This window comes from Acidiphilium iwatense (genome assembly GCF_021556475.1).
GTDB classification, from domain to species: domain Bacteria; phylum Pseudomonadota; class Alphaproteobacteria; order Acetobacterales; family Acetobacteraceae; genus Acidiphilium; species Acidiphilium iwatense.
Genome location: NZ_JAKGBZ010000012.1, coordinates 79,468 through 102,943, shown reverse-complemented (window position 1 = coordinate 102,943; position 23,476 = coordinate 79,468). Strand labels below are relative to the sequence as shown.

Genomic DNA, 23,476 nt, shown 5'->3' with positions numbered 1-23,476 from the left:
CTCCAGCACCATCCGCACCGCGCGTTCGCGGACCTCAGGTGAATATCTGTTCGATGTCTTCCGCTTTTCCATTGCTCCATCCTACTCAAGAGTTGGAGCCTCCGGGATTCCCGGCGCGGTTCAACGTCATTCATTGCCTAGTGCCTCCATCCTGATGGATATCCGCTCTCTCTTTCGTTACGGTTCGTTGCCCGCGACGCGATCGATGGCGTCGGTCAGCCGTTTCCGCTCCTTATTGATCCACTGACCTTCCGAGTAGTTTTGGAGAAACGCCTCGGCGAACTCCACAGGGTCCTCCCCAACGATCGCGCGGATCGGGGTTCCGTTCGCCGCGCTCTGCTCGAAGAGATCTGCGAGATCCTCCAGCATCGACACCAGGGTGTCCCCTTTCGTTATCGACCCGAAGTACATCAGGTACCGATTCAGCGCATCGATTGCCGCGCGATAATTCGCGGGAAGCTGTTCCGTGCGCGCTTTGTACTGCCAGTAGCGCCTCTTCTGCTCGATCGACCCTGTGATCTGCTCGATCCACCCTGTGGCCATGTCTATTTCCTTCCTGTGTGGAGCTGTTCGAGCCGTTCCGCGAGGAAGTTCCAGGTCCTCCAGAACTCTTCGAGATATTCCCGTCCCTGAGCGTTGAGCGAATACACCTTGCGCGGCGGCCCCTTCTCGGACGGGATCTTCTCCACGTCGACGAGGCCCTTTTGCTCGTTCCTGACGAGCAGGGCGTAGACGGTGCCTTCGGCGATGTCGGAGAAGCCCTGCTCCCGCAACCGTGCCGTGATCTCGTAGCCATACTCGGGCTGCACGGACAGGATCGCGAGGACGATGCCCTCCAGCGTGCCCTTGAGCATCTCCGTCATCTGCTTGCCCACGAACACCCTCTCTGGCTACTCATCGATACTGACTACTGGTATATAGCGTCACTCAATAGTAGCCGTCAAGTTCCACGTGGCGCGGGAGGTTTCGGCTCTTGCGATAGAGGACTGGTGGTCGTTCGCGGGGCTCTGGGACAAGGCCGAGACAGCGGAAGGTCCGCTGGAGAGCTTTGCCATCATCACGACCGAGGCAGGCGAGGACAGCCGGGCGCCCCCCAACCGCCAGCCCGTAATCTTTAGAGAAGGCCGACTTCGCCCGATGGCTGGACCTGTCGGCGGATGTAACCGGCCTGCTGACTCCATTGCCGCCAGGGACGCTGAGCATCGAGCGGACGTGAGGGGACTGAGACCGCTTCCTTAAAGCCCATCAAGGTGCGCTAACCACCCTTCTCCGACGTTCGGAATGTCTGCTTGCGGCGCGGAAGCTCTACGTGCCTCCCGCGCCTAACGGCGCAATCGGAGAAGAGTCCGAAGCCGAACGGCCCGTGCATCGGCCGGCGATCGGGCACTGCGCGAACTGACGGCTCCGCGGCCGCTCGACGCCCGACCCCGAACGTCGGTGCTGTGACATCTCTAACGGTGAGAAATCGTGACTTCTCTATCCGGCGTAGACAGACATGGATGACGATTCAGGAGCGACAAAAATAGAAAACGCCGCCCGTGGGGCGGCGTTTCCAAAGGCGCTGGAGGGAGCAAAAGATCAGTTTTCGGTCTGGGCCTGCTGGTTGCGGCGGCGGATCGCCGCACCGAGGATGTCGCCGAGCGAGGCACCCGAATCCGACGAGCCGAAATCGGCCATCGCCTGCTTCTCCTCGTCGATCTCGCGGCCCTTGACGGTGAGCTGGAGTTTGCGCGCCGCACGATCGACCGCGGTGATCTTCGCGTCGATCTTTTCGCCGACGGCGAACTTGTCCGGGCGCTGGTCCGCCTTGTCGCGCGCGAGTTCGGCGCGGCGGATGAAGCCGGTGAGAACGTCGTCCACCTTCACTTCGAGCCCGTTGGCCTGAACCGCGGTGATCACGCAGGTCACGACCATGCCTTTGTGGACACGGTCGAGCACGCCGGCGGCGGGGTCTTCCTCAAGCTGCTTCACGCCGAGGCTGATGCGCTCCTTTTCGACATCGACATCGAGTACCTTCGCCTTGACGATATCGCCTTTGTTGAACTTCGCCATGGCAAGCTCGCCCGGCTCGTCCCACGACAGGTCGGACATGTGGACCATGCCGTCGATTTCCGGGGCGAGGCCGATGAACAGGCCGAACTCGGTGGTGTTGCGAATCTCGCCCTCGACCACGGAGCCCACGGGATGTTCGTCCATGAACTGCTCCCAAGGGTTGCGGCTGACCTGCTTGAGCCCGAGCGAGATGCGGCGCTTGCCGGCATCGACGTCGAGCACCATGACCTCGACTTCCTGGCTGGTGGCGACGATCTTGCCGGGATGGGCGTTCTTTTTGGTCCAGGACATTTCGGAGACGTGAACCAGCCCCTCGACGCCGGGCTCCAACTCCACGAAGGCGCCGTAATCGGTGATGTTGGTGACCCGGCCGGTGACCTTGATTCCAGGCGGATATTTGACGTCGACACCGTCCCACGGATCGGTTTCGAGCTGCTTCATGCCGAGGCTGATGCGCTGGGTGTCGGAATTGAAGCGGATCACCTGCACGCGCACCGGCTGGCCGATGGTGAGTGCCTCGGCCGGGTGATTGATGCGGCGCCACGCGATGTCGGTGACGTGGAGCAGGCCATCGACGCCGCCGAGATCGACGAAGGCGCCGTAATCGGTGATGTTTTTCACCACACCGTCGAGGATCTGGCCTTCCTTGAGGCCCTGGATCAGCTCGCTGCGCTGCTCGGCGCGGGTTTCTTCCAGGACGGCACGGCGGGAGACGACGATGTTGCCGCGCGCGCGATCCATTTTCAGGATCTGGAACGGCTGCGGCGTGCCCATCAGAGGCGTAACATCGCGCACCGGGCGGATATCGACCTGGCTGCCCGGCAGGAACGCGGTGGCGCCGCCGAGATCGACGGTGAAGCCGCCTTTGACCCGGCCATGAATGACGCCGTTGACTCTGGTTTGTGCTTCGTGGGCCCGTTCCAGCGTGGTCCAGGCTTCCTCGCGCCGCGCCTTCTCGCGCGACAGGACGATCGAACCGTCCTTGTCCTCGTAGCGCTCGATATAGAGATCGAACACGTCGCCCGGCTTGACTTCCTGGGTGCCGAATTCCTTGACCGGAACGCGGCCTTCGCTTTTCAGGCCGACATCGACGACGACGAAATCATCGTCGATGCGCGAGACCCGGCCCGAGACGACCGAGCCTTCGAACCCGGTGTTGCTGCCCAAGGTGCTGTCGAGCAGGGCGGCGAAATCCTCGGTGCCCGAACCTGTAGCGTTGGTGAAATCGTGAGCGCCTTGCGAGCGCATGGCAGTTGCGGTTGAACCCATGAAGCGGTCTTGATCCTTGAAACGAGGCCGGTGGGCCGGCCGGGTTGGCTTGCGCGCCGCGCCCACCATCCGGGGCGTTTCGTCGCGACTGCCCGGTGCTGAGGGGCCGGGCTGGTTGAACATCATTCCCATGCGGAAACGGGCCGCGCACATCATGCGCGCGGCTGGCCTGGAAATACGCAGTTTGCGCGGGTTTTGCAACCCGCGCGCGGCGATAGCGACTCTCTCCATAACTGCCGAGGCTTCGCGCGCCCGAATCACATGCTATAAGCCCGCCCCGATGACGCACGCGCACCCCCAGACCGGCCCGTATCCCCGCCCTGCCGCCAATCCTGTGCCGCCGAGGTCCAGTATGACGCGGCTCAGGCATCTGATCGTTCTCGCGCCGCTTGCCCTCGGCGGCTGCGGCCTGTTCGGCGGCGGCCATCCGCATACCGGAAAGGACGCGGCGTCGGGCAAGGAAAAAATTCTGCCGCCCGCGGGGACGCTCTACGCCAATGGCCTCGCCTATCTGCGGAAAGGCGAGAACAAGAAAGCCTCGGCGGCGTTCAACGAGGTCGAAGTCAATTATCCGTATTCGACCTGGGCGACCCATGCGGAGCTTCTGCACGGCTATGCCGAATACCGGCGGCAGGATTTCACCACGGCGGTCGGCGCGCTCAACCGCTTCATCCAGCTCCATCCGGCGAGCCCGGAAGCGGCCTACGCCTATTATTTGCGCGCGCTCTGCTATTACGAACAGATCGAGGGCGTGCGGCACGACCAGACTTTCACCCTCGAAGCGGTGCAGGCGCTGCAGGATGTCGTCACCCGATTCCCCGACAGCGCCTACGCGCGGGATGCGCGGGTCAAGCTTCGCCTGGCGGAAAACCGGCTCGCCGGACATGAAATGGCGATCGGGCGGTTCTACGAGCGGCAGAATCTCTACGCAGCGGCGATCATCAAATACCAGGCGGTGGTGCAGGACTTCCAGACCACGACCTTCGTTCCCGAGGCACTGGAACGGCTGGTCGAATGCTATCTCGATCTCGGCCTGACCAAGGAGGCGCACCGCACCGCCGCCGTGCTCGGCTACAATTATCCCGGCTCGCGCTGGTATCGGGACGCCTACGCCAAGCTGCGCGCCCATGGGCTGCTGAACGGGGTGGCGAAGCCCAAGCGGTCGGGCGGCTTCCTGTTCGGGCTGTTCTGACCGGGGGCGTGCCGGCGCCATGCTCACCGCGCTCTCGATCCGCGACGTGGTGCTGATCGACCGGCTCGATCTGGCTTTCGACCAGGGACTGACCGTTTTCACCGGCGAGACCGGGGCGGGGAAATCCATCCTTCTCGACGCGCTGGGCCTCGCACTCGGCGCGCGCGCCGATGCCGGGCTGATCCGCGCCGAGGCGAAGCAATCGGTGGTGGCCGCGTCCTTCGCCGTGCCGGCGGCGCACCCTGCCCAGACGCTGCTGACCGAGCAGGGAATCGAGCCGGGCGAGGAGATCCTGCTCCGCCGCATCGTGGCGCGCGACGGTAAATCCCGCGCCCTGATCAACGATCAGCCGGTGGGTGCCGGATTGCTGCGCCGGGTTGCCGATCTGCTGATCGAAATCCAGGGCCAGCACGCGCAGATCGGTCTCGCCGATCCGGGGGTCCAACTCGCCATGCTCGACGAATACGGGGTCGAGCCGGGGCTTCGGGAGTCCGTGGTTTCGGCCCATACGGCGTGGCGCGTCGCCGAAGCGGCACTCGGGGTGGCCGAGACCGCGCTTGCCGAGGCACGGCGTGACGAGGATTTTCTTCGTCATGCGGTGGACGAACTCTCAGGCCTCGCCCCGCGCGCTGACGAGGAGGATGCGCTGGCCGCGAGCCGGCAACGGTTGCAGGGCGCGGAACGGCGCGCCGAGGCGATCGACTCCGCACTGGCCGAACTCGCGCCGCGCGAACGCCGCTCGGCCGGCCCTGCCACAATCCTGCGCGGGGCCGCGCGCGTGCTGGCACGGATCGCCGAGACGGAGGCGGACGGGACGGTCGCGCTCGCGCTCGAGGCGCTCGAACGCGCCGAGGAGGCGCTGGCCGAGGCGGAGACCCTGTTGTCGCGCGCGAGCGCCGAAGCCGAGGCCGACCCGCGCGGGCTGGAAGCGATTGAGGAGCGGCTGTTTTCGCTCCGCGCCATGGCGCGCAAACATGCGGTCGCCGTATCCGAACTTCCCGAGTTGCTCGACCAGTTCGCGGCGCGGCTCGCGACGCTCGACGCCGGTACCGCCGATCTCGCCCGTTGCGCCGCCACGGCAAAGATGGCCCGCGCGGCCTATATCGCCGCCGCTGGCGCGCTGATGGTGGCGCGGAACCGGGCCGCCGAGCGGTTGGCGAAGGCGGTGGCGCGCGAATTGCCGCCGCTCAAGCTTGACCGGGCGCGATTCGTGGTGGAACGCGCCGATCTGCCGGAGACGCAATGGGGCGCGCGGGGTGCCGATCAGGTGCGGTTCCTGATCGCGACCAATCCGGGCGATCAGCCGGGGGCGATCGACAAGGTGGCGTCCGGCGGCGAGCTGTCGCGCCTGCTGCTGGCGCTCAATGTCGTGCTTGCCGGCGAATCGCCGGTCGGTACGCTGATTTTCGACGAGGTGGACAGCGGCATCGGAGGTGCGACCGCCGCGGCCGTGGGCGAACGGCTCGCGCGGATCGCCGCCGGCACCCAGGTGCTGGTGGTGACGCATTCGCCGCAGGTCGCGGCACGGGCCGGCACGCATTTCCAGGTCGCGAAACTGGCCGGGCGTTCGCGCGCGCAGACATTGGTGGGCCGGCTCGACGTGGCGGCAAGGCGGGAGGAAATCGCCCGGATGCTGGCCGGCGAGACGATCACCGATGCCGCCCGTGACGCAGCACTCAGCCTGATGGCGGAATCATGAACAGGAACGACCCGAAGCTTCGGATCGACGAATTGCTGGCGCGGATCGCCGAGGCCGATCTCGCCTATCATCGCGACGACCGGCCGATCATGGACGATGCGGCGTATGACGCGTTGAAACGCGAGGCCGAGGCGTTGCGAGCCGCCGATCCAGCGCTTGGCGCGGCGCTCGACCGGGTTGGCGCGGCGCCGTCCGGCGCTTTTGCGAAGATCAGGCATCGCCAGCCGATGCTGTCGCTCGACAATGTTTTCGCGCCTGAGGAATTTGCCGAATTCTGCGCGCGGATACGACGTTTTCTGAACCTTGGGCCGGTGCCGCTGGCGTTTGTGGCCGAGCCGAAGATCGACGGGCTGTCGATTTCGCTGACCTACGAGAATCGGCGTTTCGTGCGCGGGGCGACGCGTGGCGATGGAGCCGAAGGCGAGGATGTGACGGCGAATTTGCGCACGCTCGCCGGCCTGCCCGATACACTACCGGAGGATGCGCCGGATTTCATCGAGATCAGAGGCGAGGTCTATATGACCAAGCGCGACTTTCTGGCGCTGAATGCCGGCCAGGCGCGGCAATTCGCCAATCCGCGCAACGCTGCCGCGGGCAGTTTGCGACAGATCGATCCGGCGGTTACGGCATCGCGCCGGTTGTCGTTGTTCGCCTATGCGCGGGGCGCGGCGAGCGCGAAGGTTGCCGATACGCATTGGGATTATTTGCGCAGGCTCGAACGCTGGGGATTTTCGGTCAATCCGCTGGCCGAACGGATCGCCGAGCCGGAGGCCGAGGAATTTCAGCGGAGCATCGGCGAGCGGCGGGCGGCGCTCGACTACGATATCGATGGTGTGGTGTACAAGATCGATGATCTCGCGATGCAGGAGCGGCTTGGATTTGCCGGCCGCGCGCCGCGCTGGGCGGTGGCGTGGAAATTTCCCGCCGAGCGTGCGATCACCACATTGCGCGCGATCGATATCCAGGTGGGCCGGACCGGGGCGCTGACGCCGCGCGCGGCGCTCGATCCGGTGAATGTGGGCGGGGTGCTGGTGCAGCACGCGACGCTGCACAATGAAGACGAGATCGCGCGCAAGGATGTCCGCGTGGGCGATACCGTCGAATTGCAGCGGGCTGGCGATGTGATTCCGCAGATTCTGCGGGTTTTGCCGGAACACCGGCCGGCGGCGAGCGTGCCGTTCCGGTTTCCCGATCATTGTCCGGTGTGTGGCTCGTTGGCGATTCGCCCGGCGGGCGAGGCCGTGCGGCGTTGCACCGGCGGGCTCTCGTGTGCGGCCCAGGTGGTGGAACGGCTGATCTATTTTTGCTCCCGCGCGGCCTTCGATATCGACGGGATGGGCGAGAAGACGGTGCGGGATTTCCATGCGCGGGGCTGGCTGGAAAGCGCGCCCGATGTTTTTGCGCTGCCCGCGCGGGCCGGCGAGATCGCGGCGCTGGAGGGGTGGGGCGAAACCTCGGCCCGCAAGCTGGTGGCCGCGATCGAGGCGCGGCGGAAAATTCCGCTCGCGCGGTTCATTTTTGCGCTCGGCATAAGGCGGATCGGCGAGGCGAATGCGCGGCTGCTCGCGCGCCATTACGGCAGCTACGGCGAATGGCGCCGGCAGATGGAGGCGGCCGGCACGATCGGGTCGGATGCGCGGCTCGAATTGGGTTCGATTTCGGGAATCGGCCCGTCGATCGCCGAGGAACTCGCCGGGTTTTTCACCGAGCCGCATAATCGTGCCCTGCTCGACCGGCTGGTCGCGCCGCTGGCGATCGAGGATGAGGTGCAGATCGCGTCGGGTGGTGCGCTGGCCGGCAAGACCATCGTGTTCACCGGCACTCTGGAGACGATGACGCGCCCGGAGGCAAAGGCGCGGGCTGAGGCTTTGGGGGCGAAAGTGACCGAGAGCGTGTCGAAGAAGACCGATCTCGTCGTGGTCGGCGCCGATGCCGGGTCGAAGGCGGCGAAGGCGACGACACTGGGCGTCACTGTGCTCGGCGAGGCGGAATTCCGCGAGATGGCGGGGTTGTAGAACTCAGTCGTCGCGCTGGATGCGCTCCTGGCGCTCGTGCCGCTCCTGGGCCTCGATGGATAACGTGGCGATCGGGCGCGCCATCAGCCGCTTCAGGCCGATCGGCTCGCCAGTTTCCTCACAGAACCCATAAGTGCCGGTTTCGATTCGGGCCAGCGCCTGATCGATTTTGCCGATCAGCTTGCGCGCCCGGTCGCGGGTGCGCAACTCAAGCGCCCGATCCGTCTCGACGCTGGCGCGGTCGGTGATGTCGGGTTCGAGAATGCCGCCCTCGGACAGGCTGGCCAGGGTGCCGTTCGCCTCCATCAGCAGGTCGTGGCGCCAGCGCTGCAGGCGTTGCCGGAAATATTCGACCTGCATCGGATTCATGAACTCCTCATCCTCGCTCGGCAGATAATCCGGGGCAAGAGTGATTAACATGAATACGAGTTCCTCCAACGGACTGGCCGTACGGAGATCGCCGCGGGCCGTATGCTGGGCGGCTTATAGCGGCGCACCATGGCGCCGCCAAGAGCGGCGGGGCGGCATTTCATCGAGCCGTCATATCCGCCGGCGCCGGGCGAGTTCGATTCGTGCCCGCAGCCGGATTGCCCCGATGATGGCGCCAAGCGCGGGATCGGCCGGTTCCGCCATACGCTCCACCGCATCATTCAGCGCGGCCATGGCGGTGCTCTGGCTGCCGCCCAGCAAGGCAGCCTGAAGCTCGCCAAGCGCATCGAGCGCCTGTCTGGCGCCGCGTTGCGCCGCGCGGTCGCGCCGTGAGGGCGATTCGTCGTCCTGCAACGCGATCAGGCCGGTCAGGCCGGCCGGCGTCACCACCGCCGCCTGGCGCGGCGGCGGGGAGGTGACGGTGAAGTCCGGGTTGTCCGGGCGGGGGCTCGGCGCGGCCATCGCCAGAGGGCTGAACCGGCCGAGCGATGCGATGCGGGTCACGCGGTGCTCCATTGAATTAAGGTGGATCGGCCGGCAGCGAATTTTGGCCGGTAACGAGCCTGGAGGCGGAAAATAGCTGCAAATTATTAACTTTTCCCTGCGATAACCGGCTTCGTGAGCATGCCGGACCGACCCCAACGCCGAGTCGCACGACGCCTGACATCGCTGGTCCGGCTTGGGCTGCTGCTCGTTCTGCTTCCTATGGGCGCGGCGCCGGCCTGGGCGCAGGTGCGGATCAAGGACATCACCGATATCCAGGGCATCCGCGACAATCAGTTGATCGGCTACGGGCTGGTTGTCGGCCTCAACGGTACCGGCGATACGCTCAACAACGCGATCTTCACCCGCCAGTCGCTGATCGGCATGCTGGAGCGGCTCGGGGTCAATACCCAGGATCAGGCGGCGCAATTGCGGACCAAGGATATCGCCGCCGTCATGGTCACCGCAAATCTGCCGGCATTTTCGCACAGCGGCGAGCAGATCGACGTGACGGTGTCGGCCATGGGCGACGCCAAGGATCTGACCGGCGGCACGCTTCTGGTCACACCGCTGCTCGGCGCCGATGGGCAGGTTTATGCCGTCGCACAGGGGTCTCTGGTGACCGGCGCGATTTCGGCGCACGGGGCAAACGCGTCCTTCACCCAGGGCGTGCCGACGGTGGGGCGCATCACCAATGGCGCGATCGTCGAGCGTTCGGTCAATTTCAGCCTGGCAACCCAGACCGCGCCGAAGCTCGAGCTGCGCAACCCCGATTTCACCACCGCCGAACGCATCGTCCGCGCGATCGACGCGCGGTTGGGGCCCGGTGTCGCGACGATGGACGACCCGCGCACTGTCGCGCTGGATCTTAAAGGGCGCAACGTGGTCCAGGATCTCGCGAATATCGAGGATTTGAGGGTGAGGCCGTCGGTGCCGGCGACCGTGGTGGTCGATGAAGCCACCGGCACGATCGTCATGGGCGCGGATGTGCGGATCAGCACGGTGGCGATCGCCCAGGGCGATCTGACGGTCCGGGTGACCAATCTGCCGGTGGTCAGCCAGCCGAACCCGTTCGCGACGGGGCATACCGTGGCGACCGCGGTGACGCATATCTCGGTCAACAAAGGGAAAGGCAAGAAATTGGACATACTTCGGGGCAGTATCAGCCTTCGCCAGCTCGTTTCGGGGCTGAACGCCCTGGGCGTCGCGCCGCACGACATGATCAGCATTCTCCAGGCGATCAAGGCGGCGGGCGCGCTGCAGGCCCAGTTGATCGTGCAATGACCGGCACGGTTCCCGCCATTGCAGCCCGCTATCTGCCGCGACCGGAGAATCGGGCCTCCATGCCGGGCGGCGATGCGGCCGCCGCGCATAAATTCGAGGCGATGGCGATCGCCCAGTTGCTCAAGCCGATATTCGCCACTCTGGGCAAGGCCGACCCGCCTTTCGGCAGTGGCGGAGCGGTCAGGGCGTTTCGCCCTTTCCTGATCGAGGCGATCGCGAAATCGATGGAGGCGCGCGGCGGCCTGGGTCTTGCGCCGATGATCGAACGGGCACTGTCCGCCAAAGCACCAACCGGTGAAACCACCATGAAGGGAGCCTTCCAGCGATGACCGCACCACCCGAGACGGCGGAATGGATCGCGGCGACGGCCGAACTGGCCCGCGTGATCGAAGCGGAGAACGATGCACTGGCCAGAGTCGATTTCAGTGAAAGCTGCCGGTTTGCCGAGACCAAACGCATGGCGATCATGCGCCTGGAATCGATGATCGATTCGCGCCCCGTACCGGCATTCGGGCAGGATCGGCCGGGAAGCGCGGCGCTCCGACAGCGGCTCGATGCGGCGATCGGCAGGAACCGGGCATTGCTGCTGCAGGCGATCGATACCCAGCAGCGCGTCATCGCGACGATCGTTCAGGCTCTGGGGCCGGGCGAGGCCGACACGCACTACCCGTCCGCATGCGGAGCTCATCCGATGCAGCGAGCGGCGGCACCGGTCGCTCTTGCGGTTCGGGCCTGAGGGGGAATGCTGACCTCACCGGATGAAATTCATTCGGCGCGCGTCATTGCGCTCCTAGTGATGACGGCAATGTCGCAGGCGTCAGCGCTGCGCGCCTCGCGATTGCCTGTTGCGGGTATGGCAGGTGATGGTTGTCCCGTTACGGTGGGATGCGCGGAGCCGGGTGGCCAGTCCCGACAGCCTATGGCATTCAGTCCCGCATGCGTCTTGCATTGATCACCGCGGCGCCGTTCGAAACCGTGACCGGCGCGTCTTTCTATCATCGCCGGCTGCTCACCGCCTGGCGGGATATGGGCGGGGAGGCCGATATCGTCGCACTCGACGGGCCGGCCGCGCCCGATCTCGCGTCCCGGTTCGGTCACGGCGAGATGATCATTGTCGAAGGAGCGGCCTTCGAATCGGCGGAGGCGGTGATTCCCGCCTTGCAGGCACGCGGTGCGGTTGCCCTGGTTCATCATCCGACCGCGCTCGAACCGGGAACGCCCGAGCCGCGCCGGCGCCGGCTGAAATCGCTCGAACTCGCCGTGCTGCCGGGATTCGGTCGGGTCGTCGCCGCGAGCGAACCGATCGCCGACCGGCTTTCGAGTGAATTCGGCGTGATCCGCGAGCGGCTGCATGTGCTTGTGCCGGGGACCGATCAGCAGCCGCGCCGCGCGATCGACCCGAACCGGCCGGACGGCACGCAATGCACGATCCTGAGCCTCGGCACGCTGAGCTATCGCAAAGGCCACGATATCCTGCTCAGAGCGCTCGCGACGCTCGCCGATCTGGACTGGCGGCTCATCCTGGCCGGAGAGCCGCGCGATCCGGCCTATGCCGCCGAGCTCGACACGCTGGTCACGACACTTGGCATTGCCGCTCGGGTGGATCGGCGGGGTGCGCTCGAAGGCGAGGCGCTGGAGCGGGCATGGGCGGATGCCGAATTATTCGCCTTGGCAACCCGGTTCGAGGGATTCGGCATGGCGATCGCCGAGGCGATGGCGCGCGGCCTGCCGGTGGCGATCACCGACGGCGGCGCGGCCGGCAGCCTGGTGCCGCCGGCGGCGGGCGTGGTTGCTCCGGTCGATGACGCGACGCAGCTCGCCAAGGCGATGCGCAGGCTGATTTTCAGCCCCTCCCTGCGCGCCGACATGGGCGGTCACGCCTGGACCCATGCCCGCAGCCTTCCCGGCTGGCCGGATCAGGCCCGCGCCTTGCGGGATATCCTGCGCGGCTGAACCGCGCCCGAGATATTTTACCGCCCGAGCAGCCGGGCGATCCGGGTTGCAAGCTGATCGAACGAAAACGGCTTCGCCAGCAGATCGGTATCCGGCGCGGCCGAGGCATTCGCCGGTTCGCCCCCTTCGGTGAAGCCGGTCATGAACAAGACCGGCAAATCCGCACGTTCGTCCCGCGCTCGCGTCGCGAGGTGTTGACCGTTCATCCGGCCCGGCAGGCCGATATCGGCGATCAGCAGGTCGATTCGGGCGGCGGACCGCACGATGCCGAGCCCGGTTTCGGCGTCCTGCGCTTCGAGCACCGCGAAACCCAGTTCGCCGAGCATATCGCCCAGAACCGAGCGCAGACAGGCTTCGTCATCGATGATGAGGATGGTTTCGCCAGGGCGCGCAAGCCGGGAAGGCGCAGGGCATGGGAAGCGATCGGGGAGCGGGTCGGGTTGCGCGGCGCCGCGACGGCGCGGCAGGAACAGCCGCACGACGACGCCGCCGCACGGCATGTTGCGAAGCTCGATGTGCCCGCCCGATTGCTTGATGAAGCCGTAGACCATCGACAGCCCGAGCCCGGTGCCCTGACCGCTCGGTTTGGTCGTGAAGAACGGCTCGAAGGCTCGGGTGAGCGTGTCGGCGCTCATTCCGGTCCCGGTATCGGTAACCGAGAGCATCACGTAATCACCGGGTTCGCAGCCATCCTTCATCCCGGATGAGCGAAGGGTCGCATTGGCCGCTTCGATGGTGAGGGTGCCCCCGTCCGGCATCGCGTCGCGCGCGTTGATCGCAAGGTTGAGCAGGGCATTTTCGAGCTGGTTACGATCGCAATAGGGCGTCCATACCCCCGCTTCGCATCGGCTGGCGACCGTAATGGCCGGCCCGACGGTGCAGCCGATCAGCTCCTGCATATCGGCAAGCAGGATTTCGACATCGATCGGGGCCGGGGTGAGGGTCTGGCACCGGGAAAATGCGAGAAGCCGCTGGGTCAGGCCGGCGGCGCGACTCGCGGCGCTGCGGGCGCCGTCGAGATAGGAATTCGCGGATTCGCGGTCACCTTGATCCAGCCTTGCGGCGAGCATGTCGAGATTGCCGAGAATACCGGTGAGCAAGTTGTTGAAATCATGTGAAATTCCACCGGTAAGCTGGCCGATTGCCTCCATTTTCTGGGCCTGGCGCAGCGCGCCCTCCACCCGTTCGTACTCGCGGATCCGGCCGGTCGTCTCGGCGATGATGACCAGCACGCCGTCGATTCGTCCCGCCGCATCGGCAATCGGGCTGCAACTGAAGTTGAGCCAGACTTGCTCGGGTCTGCCGTTCCGGTTCAGGATCAGTTCGTGATCCCGGTAGCGCATCGCCAGGCCGCTATGAACCTGATCGAGCACGGAGCGGCTGAACTCGGCCATCTCCGGCCAGGCCCGTTCGATCGGCATACCTAAAATCGCCGGATGCCGCCGGCCGGCGAAGCGGCCATAGGCCTCGTTGTAGATCATGATTCCGTCCGCGCCCCAGAGCGTCGCGATCGCCGACTTCGAGGGAAGAATCAGGTCGAGCGTGGTGCGGCGAATGTCCGGCCAGGTCGCGATCGGCCCAAGCGAAGTCCTCGCCCAGTCGAACGCGGCGATGATGGAGCGGAGTCCTTGTGCCGGTTCGGGAGGGGCGGGCACAAGCTCAGGTGCAAGGTAGGACGGCAAATCGCGAACACCTCCGGCACGGATGACATGCGGATTCAGCCTTCTCGATGGTCAAAAGAAGCTCGATCTGCCATGTCCGCAGGGAGTTGCCCCTGATGTCCACCATGTTAAGTTTTAGTGATCCCGTGATGGCAACTCAAGGGAGAATCAGCGTCTGGGTCGGGTTTTCGGCAAGTTTGAAATTTAATTACCGATTTCTCAGCCGATAGACCGCGACCGGGGTATTGTCGACCACCTGAAGCCCGATCGGCAGCAGGAAGGTCTGAGCGTGATGCGACTCAAGCTCATACCGCACCGGCTGCAGCGCGTTCATCAGGCCCCGGTCGATCACCATATGGCCGGTGCCGTCGACGAACAGAGCGGCGACGATCCGGCCATCGGGCAGAGCGGTGAACAGAATGGTCGCATCGACCCGGTGGGCATTGGCGAGGGCCGCGCTGAACTGGCCGTTGCTGCGCAGCGCGGCCGCGATGCTCCGGCAATAGGCGGGGAATCCGATCGCCTCATGGTCGCGGAACGCGGTGGCCTGGCAGAACAGCGAGTGGCCATAGGTTGTCGGCGCCGCGCGGGCGGTGCCGCCGGATAGGGCCAGCGTGGCCACTGCCGCGAGGGTTGTGACGATCAGCGAGCGAACTGGGTGGCGCATCGGACTCACCATCGGCTTCGATGTTGTCGATATGCGGCATGACCAGCGTGGCCATTGCCACTGCCGAATATATTAATACCACGGGCGCCGTTCGACTCATGCCGATTTCGCAAGGATCGGTTTGCAAGGGGCGTGTCGATTGCATGGTTCGGGACCATGCCGGCGATCGTCAGGGGTCGTTCGCCGCCATGACGCCGCGCTTCTCCGCCGCGCGGCCGTAGAGAAACGTCCAGACCATGAGGAGCCCGATGGTGGCGTAGCCGACGATCGGGCCGACGATCAGGAACCGGCCCACCGGCAGCGAAAACACCAGCACGCTGCGGATGGTCGTTTCGGCGATGAATCCCGCGCCCCAAACGATGGTCATCATCGTCATCATGCGGCGAAAGCCGGGGCGGTCCCGAAAGGCCGCGAATTCCGCGCTGTCTTCGGGCGATTGGCGCTTGAGGCTGGCGCTCGCGAGGACATAGATCAGCGGTTTGCCGATGATCGCCGAGGCGATGAAAACGATGCCGATCAGGCCGGTGATGAGGGATTCGCGCATCAGCAGCAATTTGGGCGAGCCGCCGAGCGCGAAACCGACCAGCGAAAGCCCGATGCCGCCGAGCACCATGACCGAAATCGCGTCGATGCGCCGCTTGCGGGCGAATTCGATCAGGCTCCAGGCCATCGGCGGGGCGGCGGAGGCCATGATGGCGTGGATCTGGCCGACATGCGGTTTGGCCAGCCGGTAGCACGCCCAGGGGAGCAGGAAGTTGAACAGGATTTCGAACGCGAACAGGACGCGCTTGCGGGTGATCCAGCCGGTCATGGCATCTTTCCTATCGAACCCGGCGCGCAAATGAAACCGGGCCGTCAGATCGAGGTCAGGCCAACGGCGCGGGCGGCTTCGCCACGCCGCCTCTGCCGCTTGCCATACCAGGTGCTCCAGAGGATCAGAAGGCCGATAATCCCGTAGCCGATGATCGGGCTCGCGATGAGGTAATGCCGGATCGACATGGTGAAAACCAACACGCAGGCGAGTGCGGCCGAGGCGATCAGGCCGCCCCCCCAGACCAGGGTCATGATCGTCATGGTGCGGCGGAAATGCCGGTTGTCGCGCAGCCGTTCGAACCGTTCCGCCTCGGTCGGGGATTTCCGCATCATGCTCGCGCGGGCGAGCTGGTAGATCAGCGGCTTGCCGATCGCCGCCGAGCCGAGGAACACCAGACCGATCAGGCCGGTGACCAGGTTTTCGCGCAATTGCAGGAAACGCACCGAGCCGCCGCCGAAAAAGGCGAGAATCGAGAGGACGATGCCGGCGATCACCAGCATGGAGACCGCGTCGATGCGGCGTTTGCGAATAAATTCGGTGACGCTCCAGACGATCGGCGGTGCCGATGCCGCGAGCAGGGCGTGGACCTTGCCAATATACGCTTCCGAACCGGCATAGATCGCATAGGGAAGCACGAAATTGACCAGGATTTCGCCGGCGACGCCGGTACCGTTTCGCAGTGCGGATCGCCTGATGCCGGTGCTGTCGGTCATGGGCTTTCGGTCGTCCGTTCAATAGACGAAGGGAAGAAGCCGCTTGGTTTCGCGCCGGTAGGCGCGATAGGAGTCGCCGAAGGCTTCGGACAGCGCTTGTTCTTCCACCTTCATGCGATAGGCGTAGACGGCGAGAGCCGCGCCGGTGATGACGGCGAGGCTGACCCAATTGCCGAGCGCCAGGCCGACGCCGAACATCGAAAGAATCCCGCCGCTATAGGATGGATGGCGAAGGTAACGATAGGGGCCGTCGCGGACGATCCGATGACCTTCGCGAATCGCGACGTCGCGCGTGAAGAACCGGCCGAGAACGCGGATCGAATACCAACGGAACGCGGCGCCGCCGACCATGACCAGGGTTCCGGCAAGCAGCATCGCCGCCTGGTCCGCGCCGATGCGGGCCGCCGGCCACGAAGCCGAGACGTTGAAGGCGAGGGTAGCGCCGCCTACCAGCCCGACGATCAGGATCGGATGCGACCAGCGGTCGTGGCGCCGATCGGCTTTGCCGGAGGCTTGCCAGCGCGCACCGATCATTTCCGGCAGGAAACAAGCGGCGAAAGCCAGCCAGAAGACAATCGTGACGGGGCGAGATTCAAGCCAGATCGGAGTCATGGGTTGGTGCGGCTCCAGGCCGTTTATGTCAATAAGGTAGGCAATCTAACTATTTTACAATCCGAATCAACACAATCCAGCCGGGCTGTTGCGGCATGGGGTCGCGCCGTCGCAGTGCGCCTCGCGATAGCGGCCTCAGCGCGTTGGCCGGCCGGCACGGTGATAGGGGTGACCGTCGAGTATGCTCTGCGCGCGGTAGAGCTGCTCGGCAAGGATCGCGCGGGCGAGCAGATGCGGGAAGGTGAGGCGGCCGAGCGACAGCGTCGCCTCCGCCCTTCCGATCACCGCGCCGTCCAGACCCTCGGCGCCACCGATCACGAAGGCAAGCGCACGGCCGGTTTCGCGCCAGCGGGCGAGCTGCGCGGCAAGGCCGAGACTGTCGGGGGCCGAACCCGCCTGATCGAGGGCGATCACGAAATCGCCGGCGCCGAGGCGCTTGAGGATCGCCTCGGCCTCGCGGCGCTTGATTTCGACCGGGCTGCCGTGCCCGTCGGGCAAAGCGATCAGCTCGGGCGGCGGCCTGAGCCGTGCCGCGTAGCGGCGCAAAAGTTCGGTTTCGGGGCCGGTGGTGTCGCGCCCGATCGCGACGATGCGCAGTCTGCCGGCCGCGACTGTCAAATCCGCCTCCGGTCAGGCGGGATCATCCAGATCCGCACCCCACATTTTTTCGAGCGCGTAGAGCGTGCGCGAGTCCGGTTTGAACAGATGAACCACGATGTCTCCGGCATCGACCAGTACCCAGTCCGATCCGGCCGCGCCCTCGGTCTGCACGCGCTTGACGCCGAGTTCGGCCAGTTTCTCGATCAGATGGGTCGCCATCGCGGAAATCTGCCGGTCGGCGAGGCCGGTGGCGATCACCATGCGATCCGCGAAGCTGGCGCGGCCGGCAAGGTCGAGTGCGACGATATTCTCGGCCTTGTCGTCGGCGAGGCTGCTGGTGATGACGCTCTGCATCGCCTCCAGCCGGTCGGACGATTTATCCCGCGCCGCTTTATGCGCGCGCGCCGGTTTCGGCCCGGCGATCACGGCTTTCTTGCGCGGCGTGCCCGGCGCCTTGGGGGCGGCTTCGGCGAGTTTCGGCGGCTTGCGCTTCGCCGCCGGCTTACGCGCGGCGGGCGATGGCGGATTCGAGCGGCTCGGTGGGCGGGCTATGGAAATTCTCCTCGAGAACGGCTTTTGGCATGAGCGCGCAATGCCGTGGCTGATAGCGGATTTTCGCGAATCGGCAACCATGCCCATGCCGGAGCGGGCAGGGCGGCAAGCGTTGCGGCGCGGCGCGGCGGCATCCTCGACCGGCGCAGCGCCTGTGCCGCCGCCCCGGCAAGGGCGCGGCGGGTTTCACCGGGGCGCGGCAGCACAGCGATCGGGATCAGGCGGGTGATCGCACGCCAGCGATTCCAGCGCGGCAATTGAGCGAGGTTGTCCGCTCCCATCAGCCACACGAAACGCGCGCGCGGAAACCGCCTGCGCAGTTGCGCCAGCGTATCGGCGGTGTAGCGCGTGCCGAGCGCGGTTTCGATCGCGGTGGCGACGATGCGCCGCCCGTCGGCGATCGCCCGCGCCGAGGCAAGGCGTGCCGCGAGCGGCGCCATGCCGTTGCCGTTCTTCAGGGGATTGCCGGGCGAGACCAGGAGCCAGATCTGATCGAGGCGGAGGCGCCGCAGCGCGGCGCTGGCGATATGCGCGTGGCCGGCATGGGCGGGATTGAAGCTGCCGCCGAGCAATCCGATTCGCAGAGGGCGCCGGTCGCCGAAGCGCGGCAAGGCGTGATCCTTCAGGGCCGCACCTGTCCATTCCCGATGACCTGATAGCGGAACGTGGTGAGCTGCTCCGGCCCGACCGGGCCGCGCGCGTGGATGCGCCCGGTGGCGATGCCGATTTCGGCGCCGAAGCCGAATTCCCCGCCGTCGCAGAACTGGGTGGAGGCGTTCCACATTCCGACCGCGCTGTCGATGCCGGCGAGGAACCGCCCGGCGGCGGCGCGGTCTTCCGTGATGATGGCTTCGGTGTGCGACGAGCCGTGGCGTGCGATATGGGCCAGGGCGTCGTCGATGTCGTCCACCACCTTGACCGACAGGATCGCGTCCAGCCATTCGGTATCGAAATCGCCTTCGGTCGCGGCGGGAAGTGCGGGGACGATGGCGCGTGCCCGGCCGCACGCCCGGAAAGCGCAGCCGAGTGCGGCGAGATCGGCGACCAGGGAGGGCAGCAGGCCGGGCGCGATCGCGGCGTCGATCAGCAGCGTTTCAGTGGCGCCGCATACGCCGGGGCGGCGCATTTTGGCGTTCGCCACGACCCGGCGGGCCATTTCGGGGTCGGCGGCTTGGTGAACATAGGTGTGGTTCAGCCCTTCCGCATGGGCGAGCACCGGCACCCGTGCCTCGCGCTGCACAAGCTCGACCAGGGAGCGGCCGCCGCGCGGGATGATGAGATCGATCAGCCCGGCGCCGGCCAGCATGGCGGCGACGAAGCCGCGATCGGCGGTCGGCGCGATCTGCACGCAGGTTTCGGGAAGGCCGGTTTCGCGCAGCCCTTCGGCGAAGGCGGCGTGGATCGCGCAGGCAGAGAAGAAACTCTCGCTGCCGCCGCGGAGCAGGACGGCGTTGCCGGATTTCAGGCAGATCGCGGCGGTATCGGCGCCGACATTCGGCCGGCTTTCATAGATCATGCCGATCACGCCGATCGGCTGCGCGACGCGGCGGATCACCAGGCCATTCGGCCTGGTCCACTTCGCGAGGGTGCGGTCCAGCGGGTCGGGCAGAGCGGCGACGGTTTCGATCCCTTCCGTCATCGCCGCGATTCGCGCCTCGGTCAGGAGCAGGCGGTCGCGGAACGCTTCGGTTCCGGTAGAGGTCGCGATGTCCTGGGCATTGGCGGCGAGGATGTCCGGCGCATGACGGCGCAGCGCCGCGGCGGCTTCGCGCAGCGCGGCATCGCGCAGCGCGGCCGGGGTCTGGGCCAGGGCGCTGCTCGCCGCGCGCGCCGCTTCGGCGGCTTCGCGCAGGACGATCTCGTTGGGGTCCAGCTTCATGTCCATCGCCAATGGTTGCGCCTGCCGCGCGCGCAAATCAACCGCCCGAGATTCGGGTGCAACGTGGCAGGATTGCCCTTCCGGCGCGGCTTCGGACCGGCTATCCCGGTCCGGGTCCGTCCATCGATCAGCAAGGGGTTACGTGTCCGATCTGTTCGCCATCGCCGACCGCGCCGGGACGACGGCATCTGCCGCATCCACGGCGCTGCGCCGGCTCGAAGCCGGGGATGCCGCGCGATTCCATCTTCTGATCAATGACTGGGAAATCTGCCGCCTGCTGCCGGAGGCGCCGTTTCCCTATCCCGAATCGCTCGCCCGCGCGTGGATCGACACCGCGATCGCCGACCGCGCGGCGGGGCGTGCCTATGAGTTCGCGATTCTCGATGCCGCGAGCGGCGCGATGATCGGCAGCGCCGGGCTGCGGCTGGCGAAATCGGGCGATAGCGCCTCGCTCGGCTACTGGCTCGGCCGGCGCCACTGGGGCAAGGGCCATGCGCGCGAGGCGGCCGGCCAGTTGATCCGCTGGGGTTTCGCAGAACTGCCGGTCGCGACGATCGCCGCCACGGTGGCGGAGGACAATGCGGCCTCGCTCGCGGTGCTGCGGCGGATCGGCTTCGCCGAAACCGGAACCGGCCGGGCACGCTTCATCGGCCGGCCGGGCGAGCGCCTGCCGGTGCGCCATTTCGCGATCACCCGTGAGGCGCTGGCGTTTCGCGATCCCGAAACATCCCAGGAAGTATCAGGGTCAGGACGCATGATCGATGCCATGAAACCGCTGCTCACGGTCGCCGCCTGCGCGCTGGTCGACAAGCGGGGCGATATTCTGCTGGCGCGCCGGCCGGAGGGCAAGAAGCTTGCGGGGCTGTGGGAGTTTCCCGGCGGCAAGCTGGTGGCAGGCGAAACGCCGGAGGCGGCATTGGTGCGTGAGCTTGCTGAAGAAATCGGCGTTGCGGTGCGCGAGGCCGATCTGGCGCCGTTCGCCTTCGCGTCCCATGCCTATGAGGCTTTCCATCTGCTCATGCCGCTCTATCTCTGCCGGCGCTGGCGCGGCGCGCCCGAGGCGCGGGAGGGCCAGACACTCGCCTGGGTTTCCCCCGCGCGGCTCGACGAATACCCGATGCCGCCGGCCGACCGGCCGCTGATCCCATTGCTGCGCGATTTTCTGTGAGGACTTATGGCCGATAACCCGACCGCCGCGATTCTGATCATCGGCAACGAGATTCTTTCCGGCCGCACCCAGGACGTGAACGTGAAATTCATCGCCGAGCGCCTCGCCGCCCTCGGCCACAAGCTCGAAGAGGTGCGGGTGGTGCCGGATGTGCCGGCGCGGATCATCCGGGCGGTGAACGAATTGCGCGCCGCCTACGACAATCTGTTCACCACCGGCGGAATCGGTCCGACCCATGACGACATCACCAGCGAATGCGTCGCCGAGGCGTTCGGCGTGCCGTGGCAAAAGCATCAGGCGACCTGGGACGCGCTGGAGCGCCATCTGGGCGCCGAAAATTTCAATGCGGCCCGGCAGCGCATGGCAATGATGCCGCGCGGCGCCGTGCCGATTCCCAACGCGATCTCGATCGCGCCGGGGTTCTCGATCGGCAATGTGCATGTCATGGCCGGCGTGCCCAAAATCATGCAGTCGATGTTCGGAACCCTCGAACAGAAACTCGGGCGCGGGACGCCGATTTCGATGCGCGCGGTGCATGGCCTGCGAATTAAGGAAGGCAGCATCGCCGCTGGGCTCGGCGCGATCCAGCAGCGCTTTCCGATGCTCGATCTCGGCAGCTATCCGTTCTACCGCGAGAGCGGCGGCGGTGTCGCGATCGTCGCCAAGGGCACCGACGCGGCGGCGCTGGATGCAGCGATCGCCGAGGCGGAGCTTCTGATCGTGTCCCAGGGGATCACGCCGGTCCGCGGCGAACCGGCGATCTGACTCAGCGGTTCAGCGGCAGGGTGATGCCGAAGGACAGGCCGGCCGGGAAGGCGGGCGTGTAGTACGCCGGCGGGGGCGGGGCATAATAGACCGGCGGCGGGGGCGCGTAGTACGCCGGCGGCGGTGGTGCGTAGTAGACTGGCGGGGGCGGCGGTGCGTAATACATCGGCGGGCCAGCGAAGCCGATGGAAAAGCTCGGGCCATCGTCCCAGTCGGCATGGGCGGTGCCGATCGCGCCAAGAGCGAGCCCGGCTGCCATTATACCGCCAAGAACCAAAGTTGATCGACGCATGGTCACGACCTCCAATCTGACGGTCGATTGGATAGATCGCGATTATGGCATGATTTCGGAGGGGTATATCACGCTTTCGTGAATTCTTTCAGAGGTCCGGACACGGAAGTGAATTTACGGACGCCAGACGCGAACGAGGTCGGAGCATTTGTCCGTTTTCCCGTCCGAAAACTGGTTTGGCCGCGATCTCATCGGTTGATTTGGCTCCCGGATATTTTGAACTTGTCCGATCATTTCTTGATTTTCGGACATACGTACGTAAACGCTCCTTTCGCACGGGTCTTTTTCTTGAAGTTCATTGCCAGCAAGGACTATCCTCGATTTCACCTCGCAGTGCGCAAGGAAAAACAAAGGGAGAACGGCCATGAAATATGTGCTGCTCGGCAGGTTGGACGCGGCGTGGGCCGGCAAGCAGGCGGATCGGCTGAAGAAAGCGGAAGCGAAGCTCAAGGAACTGGGCATCAAGCTCGAGAGCATCCACTACACCCAAGGCAAGTACGATTTCGTGGACGTCGTGGACGTGCCGGATGCGGAAGCGATGCTGAGCTTCTCGGTATGGTATGCCGGTCAGGGCTTCGGTCGCATCGAAAGCCTCCCCGCCTTCGAGCCGAAGAGCTTCGAAGCGGCGGTCAAGAAGGCTGCCAAGTGAGCTAGGCGAGCGGAGCGAAGGGCTCGGGGATAGCGTTTGGGACGCTCGGTCGGCGCCTGGAATGCGCTGCGCTTTCGGCGCGAAGGCATGGCCGGTGACAAAGGCATGTTATACCAAATCTCATGAATCTCGACTCATGAGATTTGGTATGCGCGCGGGTTGGCGGGCGGCGCGCGCGAACACAAAGAGCGAATACCATGGGTCGCGATCAGCGAGACATGGTATTACGTGTCGGCACCCCTTTCATGCGTGGCGCATGCCGATCAACTGGATGAACAGCGTGATCAGCAGAACCGCGAGCACTACGATCGAGACCGTCCAGCGCATCGCGAGATAGTTCGAGGCGACGAGGTTGCGCCCGCGCCCTACGGTTTCGCCTACGACGGTCGCGAAGAAGCCGGCGATCAGGATGGCGATCGCGAGGCGGGGTGCGGAAGTCAGGGTGAGGGCCAGAAGTGCTACCCAGCCGATCAGGGCGGGCACGACGCCGAAGGTGAGACGCTGGTGGTTGAGCTTCGAGTCAGTGACCACGCCGCCGGGTTCGAGGGCAAAACCCCAATGCACCGCACCGAGAAAGGCAAGGATGCAGGCGCCGTAGTCGATCATCGCGACGGTCGCGGCCGGCGCGTTGAGCGGCCGGGTGACGATCACCACGAGGGCCACGAGGAACGGAATCAACCCGGCGGCACCGAGGAGGGAAGCGATCATGAAGGGAGAACGGGTCATGC

The 23,476-nt window shown here is 65.8% G+C and carries 27 protein-coding genes; 11 read left to right on the top strand and 16 right to left on the bottom strand.

Annotated features, from left to right (window positions below):
* Positions 1-177: 177 nt before the first annotated feature.
* The gene (locus L2A60_RS08415; RefSeq protein WP_235703930.1) at positions 178-543 is read right to left on the bottom strand and encodes a DUF1048 domain-containing protein; all 366 of its coding nucleotides are present in this window, start codon (positions 541-543) and stop codon (positions 178-180) included.
* A gap of 2 nt (positions 544-545) precedes the next feature.
* Complete coding sequence (locus L2A60_RS08410) at positions 546-875, bottom strand: PadR family transcriptional regulator (protein WP_235703929.1); 330 nt, start codon at positions 873-875, stop codon at positions 546-548.
* A gap of 76 nt (positions 876-951) precedes the next feature.
* Here L2A60_RS08410 and L2A60_RS20875 point away from each other — a divergent pair, with 76 nt between their 5' ends.
* On the top strand, positions 952-1,239 hold the full coding sequence (locus L2A60_RS20875; protein WP_407932532.1) for an SOS response-associated peptidase family protein: 288 nt from the start codon (positions 952-954) through the stop codon (positions 1,237-1,239).
* Positions 1,240-1,578: 339 nt separating this feature from the next.
* On the opposite strand, the gene rpsA is transcribed toward L2A60_RS20875, so the two are convergent.
* Entirely contained in the window at positions 1,579-3,300 is a 1,722-nt protein-coding gene (gene rpsA, locus L2A60_RS08405) for a 30S ribosomal protein S1 (RefSeq protein ID WP_235703935.1), read from the bottom strand.
* Between the two features lie 373 nt (positions 3,301-3,673).
* Between rpsA and L2A60_RS08400 the strand changes: the two genes are divergently transcribed.
* Genes L2A60_RS08400 through ligA form a run of 3 tightly spaced genes read left to right on the top strand, consistent with a single transcriptional unit; the run spans position 3,674 to position 8,227 of the window.
* Positions 3,674-4,513, top strand: coding sequence for an outer membrane protein assembly factor BamD (locus L2A60_RS08400; RefSeq protein WP_235703928.1), 840 nt, complete (start codon positions 3,674-3,676; stop codon positions 4,511-4,513).
* Positions 4,514-4,532: 19 nt separating this feature from the next.
* Positions 4,533-6,212, top strand: coding sequence for a DNA repair protein RecN (gene recN, locus L2A60_RS08395; protein ID WP_235703927.1), 1,680 nt, complete (start codon positions 4,533-4,535; stop codon positions 6,210-6,212).
* Positions 6,209-8,227, top strand: coding sequence for an NAD-dependent DNA ligase LigA (gene ligA, locus L2A60_RS08390; RefSeq protein WP_235703926.1), 2,019 nt, complete (start codon positions 6,209-6,211; stop codon positions 8,225-8,227). Before recN ends, ligA begins: the two co-directional genes overlap by 4 nt.
* A gap of 3 nt (positions 8,228-8,230) precedes the next feature.
* Here the strand turns inward: ligA and dksA are convergent, their stop codons facing one another.
* Both dksA and L2A60_RS08380 read right to left on the bottom strand, forming a co-directional pair.
* Positions 8,231-8,647, bottom strand: coding sequence for an RNA polymerase-binding protein DksA (dksA, locus tag L2A60_RS08385; protein ID WP_235703925.1), 417 nt, complete (start codon positions 8,645-8,647; stop codon positions 8,231-8,233).
* 120 nt (positions 8,648-8,767) lie between these two features.
* Positions 8,768-9,160 (bottom strand): flagellar assembly protein FliX, encoded by a 393-nt coding sequence (locus L2A60_RS08380; RefSeq protein WP_235703924.1) that lies wholly within the window; start codon positions 9,158-9,160, stop codon positions 8,768-8,770.
* Between the two features lie 201 nt (positions 9,161-9,361).
* On the opposite strand from L2A60_RS08380, the gene L2A60_RS08375 reads away from it, so the two are divergent.
* The 4 genes from L2A60_RS08375 to L2A60_RS08360 all read left to right on the top strand — a co-directional run bounded on the left by L2A60_RS08375 (position 9,362) and on the right by L2A60_RS08360 (position 12,376).
* Positions 9,362-10,423 carry a flagellar basal body P-ring protein FlgI gene (locus L2A60_RS08375; RefSeq protein ID WP_235703934.1) on the top strand — a complete coding sequence of 354 codons (1,062 nt, stop codon included), beginning with the start codon at positions 9,362-9,364 and terminating at the stop codon, positions 10,421-10,423.
* Positions 10,420-10,752, top strand: a complete 333-nt coding sequence (locus L2A60_RS08370) for a rod-binding protein (RefSeq protein WP_235703923.1) — start codon at positions 10,420-10,422, stop codon at positions 10,750-10,752. The genes L2A60_RS08375 and L2A60_RS08370 overlap by 4 nt, the downstream gene beginning before the upstream one ends.
* Positions 10,749-11,159, top strand: coding sequence for a hypothetical protein (locus tag L2A60_RS08365; RefSeq protein ID WP_235703922.1), 411 nt, complete (start codon positions 10,749-10,751; stop codon positions 11,157-11,159). Before L2A60_RS08370 ends, L2A60_RS08365 begins: the two co-directional genes overlap by 4 nt.
* A 200-nt stretch (positions 11,160-11,359) precedes the next feature.
* Positions 11,360-12,376, top strand: a complete 1,017-nt coding sequence (locus tag L2A60_RS08360) for a glycosyltransferase family 4 protein (RefSeq protein ID WP_235703921.1) — start codon at positions 11,360-11,362, stop codon at positions 12,374-12,376.
* Between the two features lie 17 nt (positions 12,377-12,393).
* Here L2A60_RS08360 and L2A60_RS08355 read toward each other — a convergent pair whose 3' ends face one another.
* The 9 genes from L2A60_RS08355 to L2A60_RS08315 form a co-directional block, all read right to left on the bottom strand.
* The gene (locus L2A60_RS08355) at positions 12,394-14,058 is read right to left on the bottom strand and encodes an ATP-binding protein (RefSeq protein ID WP_235703920.1); all 1,665 of its coding nucleotides are present in this window, start codon (positions 14,056-14,058) and stop codon (positions 12,394-12,396) included.
* Positions 14,059-14,245: 187 nt separating this feature from the next.
* The gene (locus L2A60_RS08350) at positions 14,246-14,704 is read right to left on the bottom strand and encodes a hypothetical protein (protein WP_235703919.1); all 459 of its coding nucleotides are present in this window, start codon (positions 14,702-14,704) and stop codon (positions 14,246-14,248) included.
* A 169-nt stretch (positions 14,705-14,873) separates the two neighbouring features.
* The gene (locus tag L2A60_RS08345; protein WP_235703918.1) at positions 14,874-15,515 is read right to left on the bottom strand and encodes a VC0807 family protein; all 642 of its coding nucleotides are present in this window, start codon (positions 15,513-15,515) and stop codon (positions 14,874-14,876) included.
* Positions 15,516-15,559: 44 nt separating this feature from the next.
* Positions 15,560-16,231, bottom strand: coding sequence for a VC0807 family protein (locus tag L2A60_RS08340; protein ID WP_235703917.1), 672 nt, complete (start codon positions 16,229-16,231; stop codon positions 15,560-15,562).
* 18 nt (positions 16,232-16,249) lie between these two features.
* Positions 16,250-16,843 carry a methyltransferase family protein gene (locus tag L2A60_RS08335; RefSeq protein WP_235703916.1) on the bottom strand — a complete coding sequence of 198 codons (594 nt, stop codon included), beginning with the start codon at positions 16,841-16,843 and terminating at the stop codon, positions 16,250-16,252.
* A gap of 135 nt (positions 16,844-16,978) precedes the next feature.
* Complete coding sequence (locus L2A60_RS08330) at positions 16,979-17,440, bottom strand: 23S rRNA (pseudouridine(1915)-N(3))-methyltransferase RlmH (protein WP_235703933.1); 462 nt, start codon at positions 17,438-17,440, stop codon at positions 16,979-16,981.
* A 33-nt stretch (positions 17,441-17,473) separates the two neighbouring features.
* Positions 17,474-17,869 carry a ribosome silencing factor gene (rsfS, locus tag L2A60_RS08325; RefSeq protein ID WP_235703915.1) on the bottom strand — a complete coding sequence of 132 codons (396 nt, stop codon included), beginning with the start codon at positions 17,867-17,869 and terminating at the stop codon, positions 17,474-17,476.
* A 122-nt stretch (positions 17,870-17,991) separates the two neighbouring features.
* On the bottom strand, positions 17,992-18,606 hold the full coding sequence (locus tag L2A60_RS08320) for a nicotinate-nucleotide adenylyltransferase (protein WP_235703914.1): 615 nt from the start codon (positions 18,604-18,606) through the stop codon (positions 17,992-17,994).
* An 11-nt stretch (positions 18,607-18,617) separates the two neighbouring features.
* Complete coding sequence (locus L2A60_RS08315; protein ID WP_235703913.1) at positions 18,618-19,874, bottom strand: glutamate-5-semialdehyde dehydrogenase; 1,257 nt, start codon at positions 19,872-19,874, stop codon at positions 18,618-18,620.
* A gap of 151 nt (positions 19,875-20,025) precedes the next feature.
* Between L2A60_RS08315 and mutT the strand changes: the two genes are divergently transcribed.
* Entirely contained in the window at positions 20,026-21,042 is a 1,017-nt protein-coding gene (gene mutT / locus L2A60_RS08310) for an 8-oxo-dGTP diphosphatase MutT (RefSeq protein WP_268920189.1), read from the top strand.
* Between the two features lie 6 nt (positions 21,043-21,048).
* On the top strand, positions 21,049-21,807 hold the full coding sequence (locus L2A60_RS08305) for a competence/damage-inducible protein A (RefSeq protein ID WP_235703911.1): 759 nt from the start codon (positions 21,049-21,051) through the stop codon (positions 21,805-21,807).
* A 1-nt stretch (position 21,808) separates the two neighbouring features.
* Here the strand turns inward: L2A60_RS08305 and L2A60_RS08300 are convergent, their stop codons facing one another.
* On the bottom strand, positions 21,809-22,066 hold the full coding sequence (locus L2A60_RS08300) for a hypothetical protein (protein WP_235703910.1): 258 nt from the start codon (positions 22,064-22,066) through the stop codon (positions 21,809-21,811).
* Between the two features lie 397 nt (positions 22,067-22,463).
* Between L2A60_RS08300 and L2A60_RS08295 the strand changes: the two genes are divergently transcribed.
* On the top strand, positions 22,464-22,748 hold the full coding sequence (locus tag L2A60_RS08295; protein ID WP_235703909.1) for a GYD domain-containing protein: 285 nt from the start codon (positions 22,464-22,466) through the stop codon (positions 22,746-22,748).
* Between the two features lie 243 nt (positions 22,749-22,991).
* On the opposite strand, the gene L2A60_RS08290 is transcribed toward L2A60_RS08295, so the two are convergent.
* The gene (locus tag L2A60_RS08290; RefSeq protein ID WP_235703908.1) at positions 22,992-23,474 is read right to left on the bottom strand and encodes a DUF3429 domain-containing protein; all 483 of its coding nucleotides are present in this window, start codon (positions 23,472-23,474) and stop codon (positions 22,992-22,994) included.
* Positions 23,475-23,476 lie beyond the last annotated feature (2 nt).

Bases quoted from the DNA above. Each gene is read 5' to 3' on its own strand.
- recN (WP_235703927.1), top strand. From the start codon at position 4,533: ATGCTCACCGCGCTCTCGATCCGCGACGTGGTGCTGATCGACCGGCTC.
- L2A60_RS08345 (WP_235703918.1), bottom strand. From the start codon at position 15,515: ATGACCGGCTGGATCACCCGCAAGCGCGTCCTGTTCGCGTTCGAAATC.
- L2A60_RS08305 (WP_235703911.1), top strand. From the start codon at position 21,049: ATGGCCGATAACCCGACCGCCGCGATTCTGATCATCGGCAACGAGATT.
- L2A60_RS08370 (WP_235703923.1), top strand. From the start codon at position 10,420: ATGACCGGCACGGTTCCCGCCATTGCAGCCCGCTATCTGCCGCGACCG.
- L2A60_RS08300 (WP_235703910.1), bottom strand. From the start codon at position 22,066: ATGGCAGCCGGGCTCGCTCTTGGCGCGATCGGCACCGCCCATGCCGAC.
- ligA (WP_235703926.1), top strand. From the start codon at position 6,209: ATGAACAGGAACGACCCGAAGCTTCGGATCGACGAATTGCTGGCGCGG.
- L2A60_RS08315 (WP_235703913.1), bottom strand. From the start codon at position 19,874: ATGAAGCTGGACCCCAACGAGATCGTCCTGCGCGAAGCCGCCGAAGCG.
- L2A60_RS08400 (WP_235703928.1), top strand. From the start codon at position 3,674: ATGACGCGGCTCAGGCATCTGATCGTTCTCGCGCCGCTTGCCCTCGGC.
- L2A60_RS08365 (WP_235703922.1), top strand. From the start codon at position 10,749: ATGACCGCACCACCCGAGACGGCGGAATGGATCGCGGCGACGGCCGAA.
- L2A60_RS08360 (WP_235703921.1), top strand. From the start codon at position 11,360: ATGCGTCTTGCATTGATCACCGCGGCGCCGTTCGAAACCGTGACCGGC.
- L2A60_RS08340 (WP_235703917.1), bottom strand. From the start codon at position 16,231: ATGACCGACAGCACCGGCATCAGGCGATCCGCACTGCGAAACGGTACC.
- L2A60_RS08295 (WP_235703909.1), top strand. From the start codon at position 22,464: ATGAAATATGTGCTGCTCGGCAGGTTGGACGCGGCGTGGGCCGGCAAG.
- rpsA (WP_235703935.1), bottom strand. From the start codon at position 3,300: ATGCGCTCGCAAGGCGCTCACGATTTCACCAACGCTACAGGTTCGGGC.
- L2A60_RS08375 (WP_235703934.1), top strand. From the start codon at position 9,362: ATGGGCGCGGCGCCGGCCTGGGCGCAGGTGCGGATCAAGGACATCACC.
- L2A60_RS08290 (WP_235703908.1), bottom strand. From the start codon at position 23,474: ATGACCCGTTCTCCCTTCATGATCGCTTCCCTCCTCGGTGCCGCCGGG.
- dksA (WP_235703925.1), bottom strand. From the start codon at position 8,647: ATGTTAATCACTCTTGCCCCGGATTATCTGCCGAGCGAGGATGAGGAG.
- L2A60_RS08415 (WP_235703930.1), bottom strand. From the start codon at position 543: ATGGCCACAGGGTGGATCGAGCAGATCACAGGGTCGATCGAGCAGAAG.
- L2A60_RS08335 (WP_235703916.1), bottom strand. From the start codon at position 16,843: ATGACTCCGATCTGGCTTGAATCTCGCCCCGTCACGATTGTCTTCTGG.
- L2A60_RS08350 (WP_235703919.1), bottom strand. From the start codon at position 14,704: ATGCGCCACCCAGTTCGCTCGCTGATCGTCACAACCCTCGCGGCAGTG.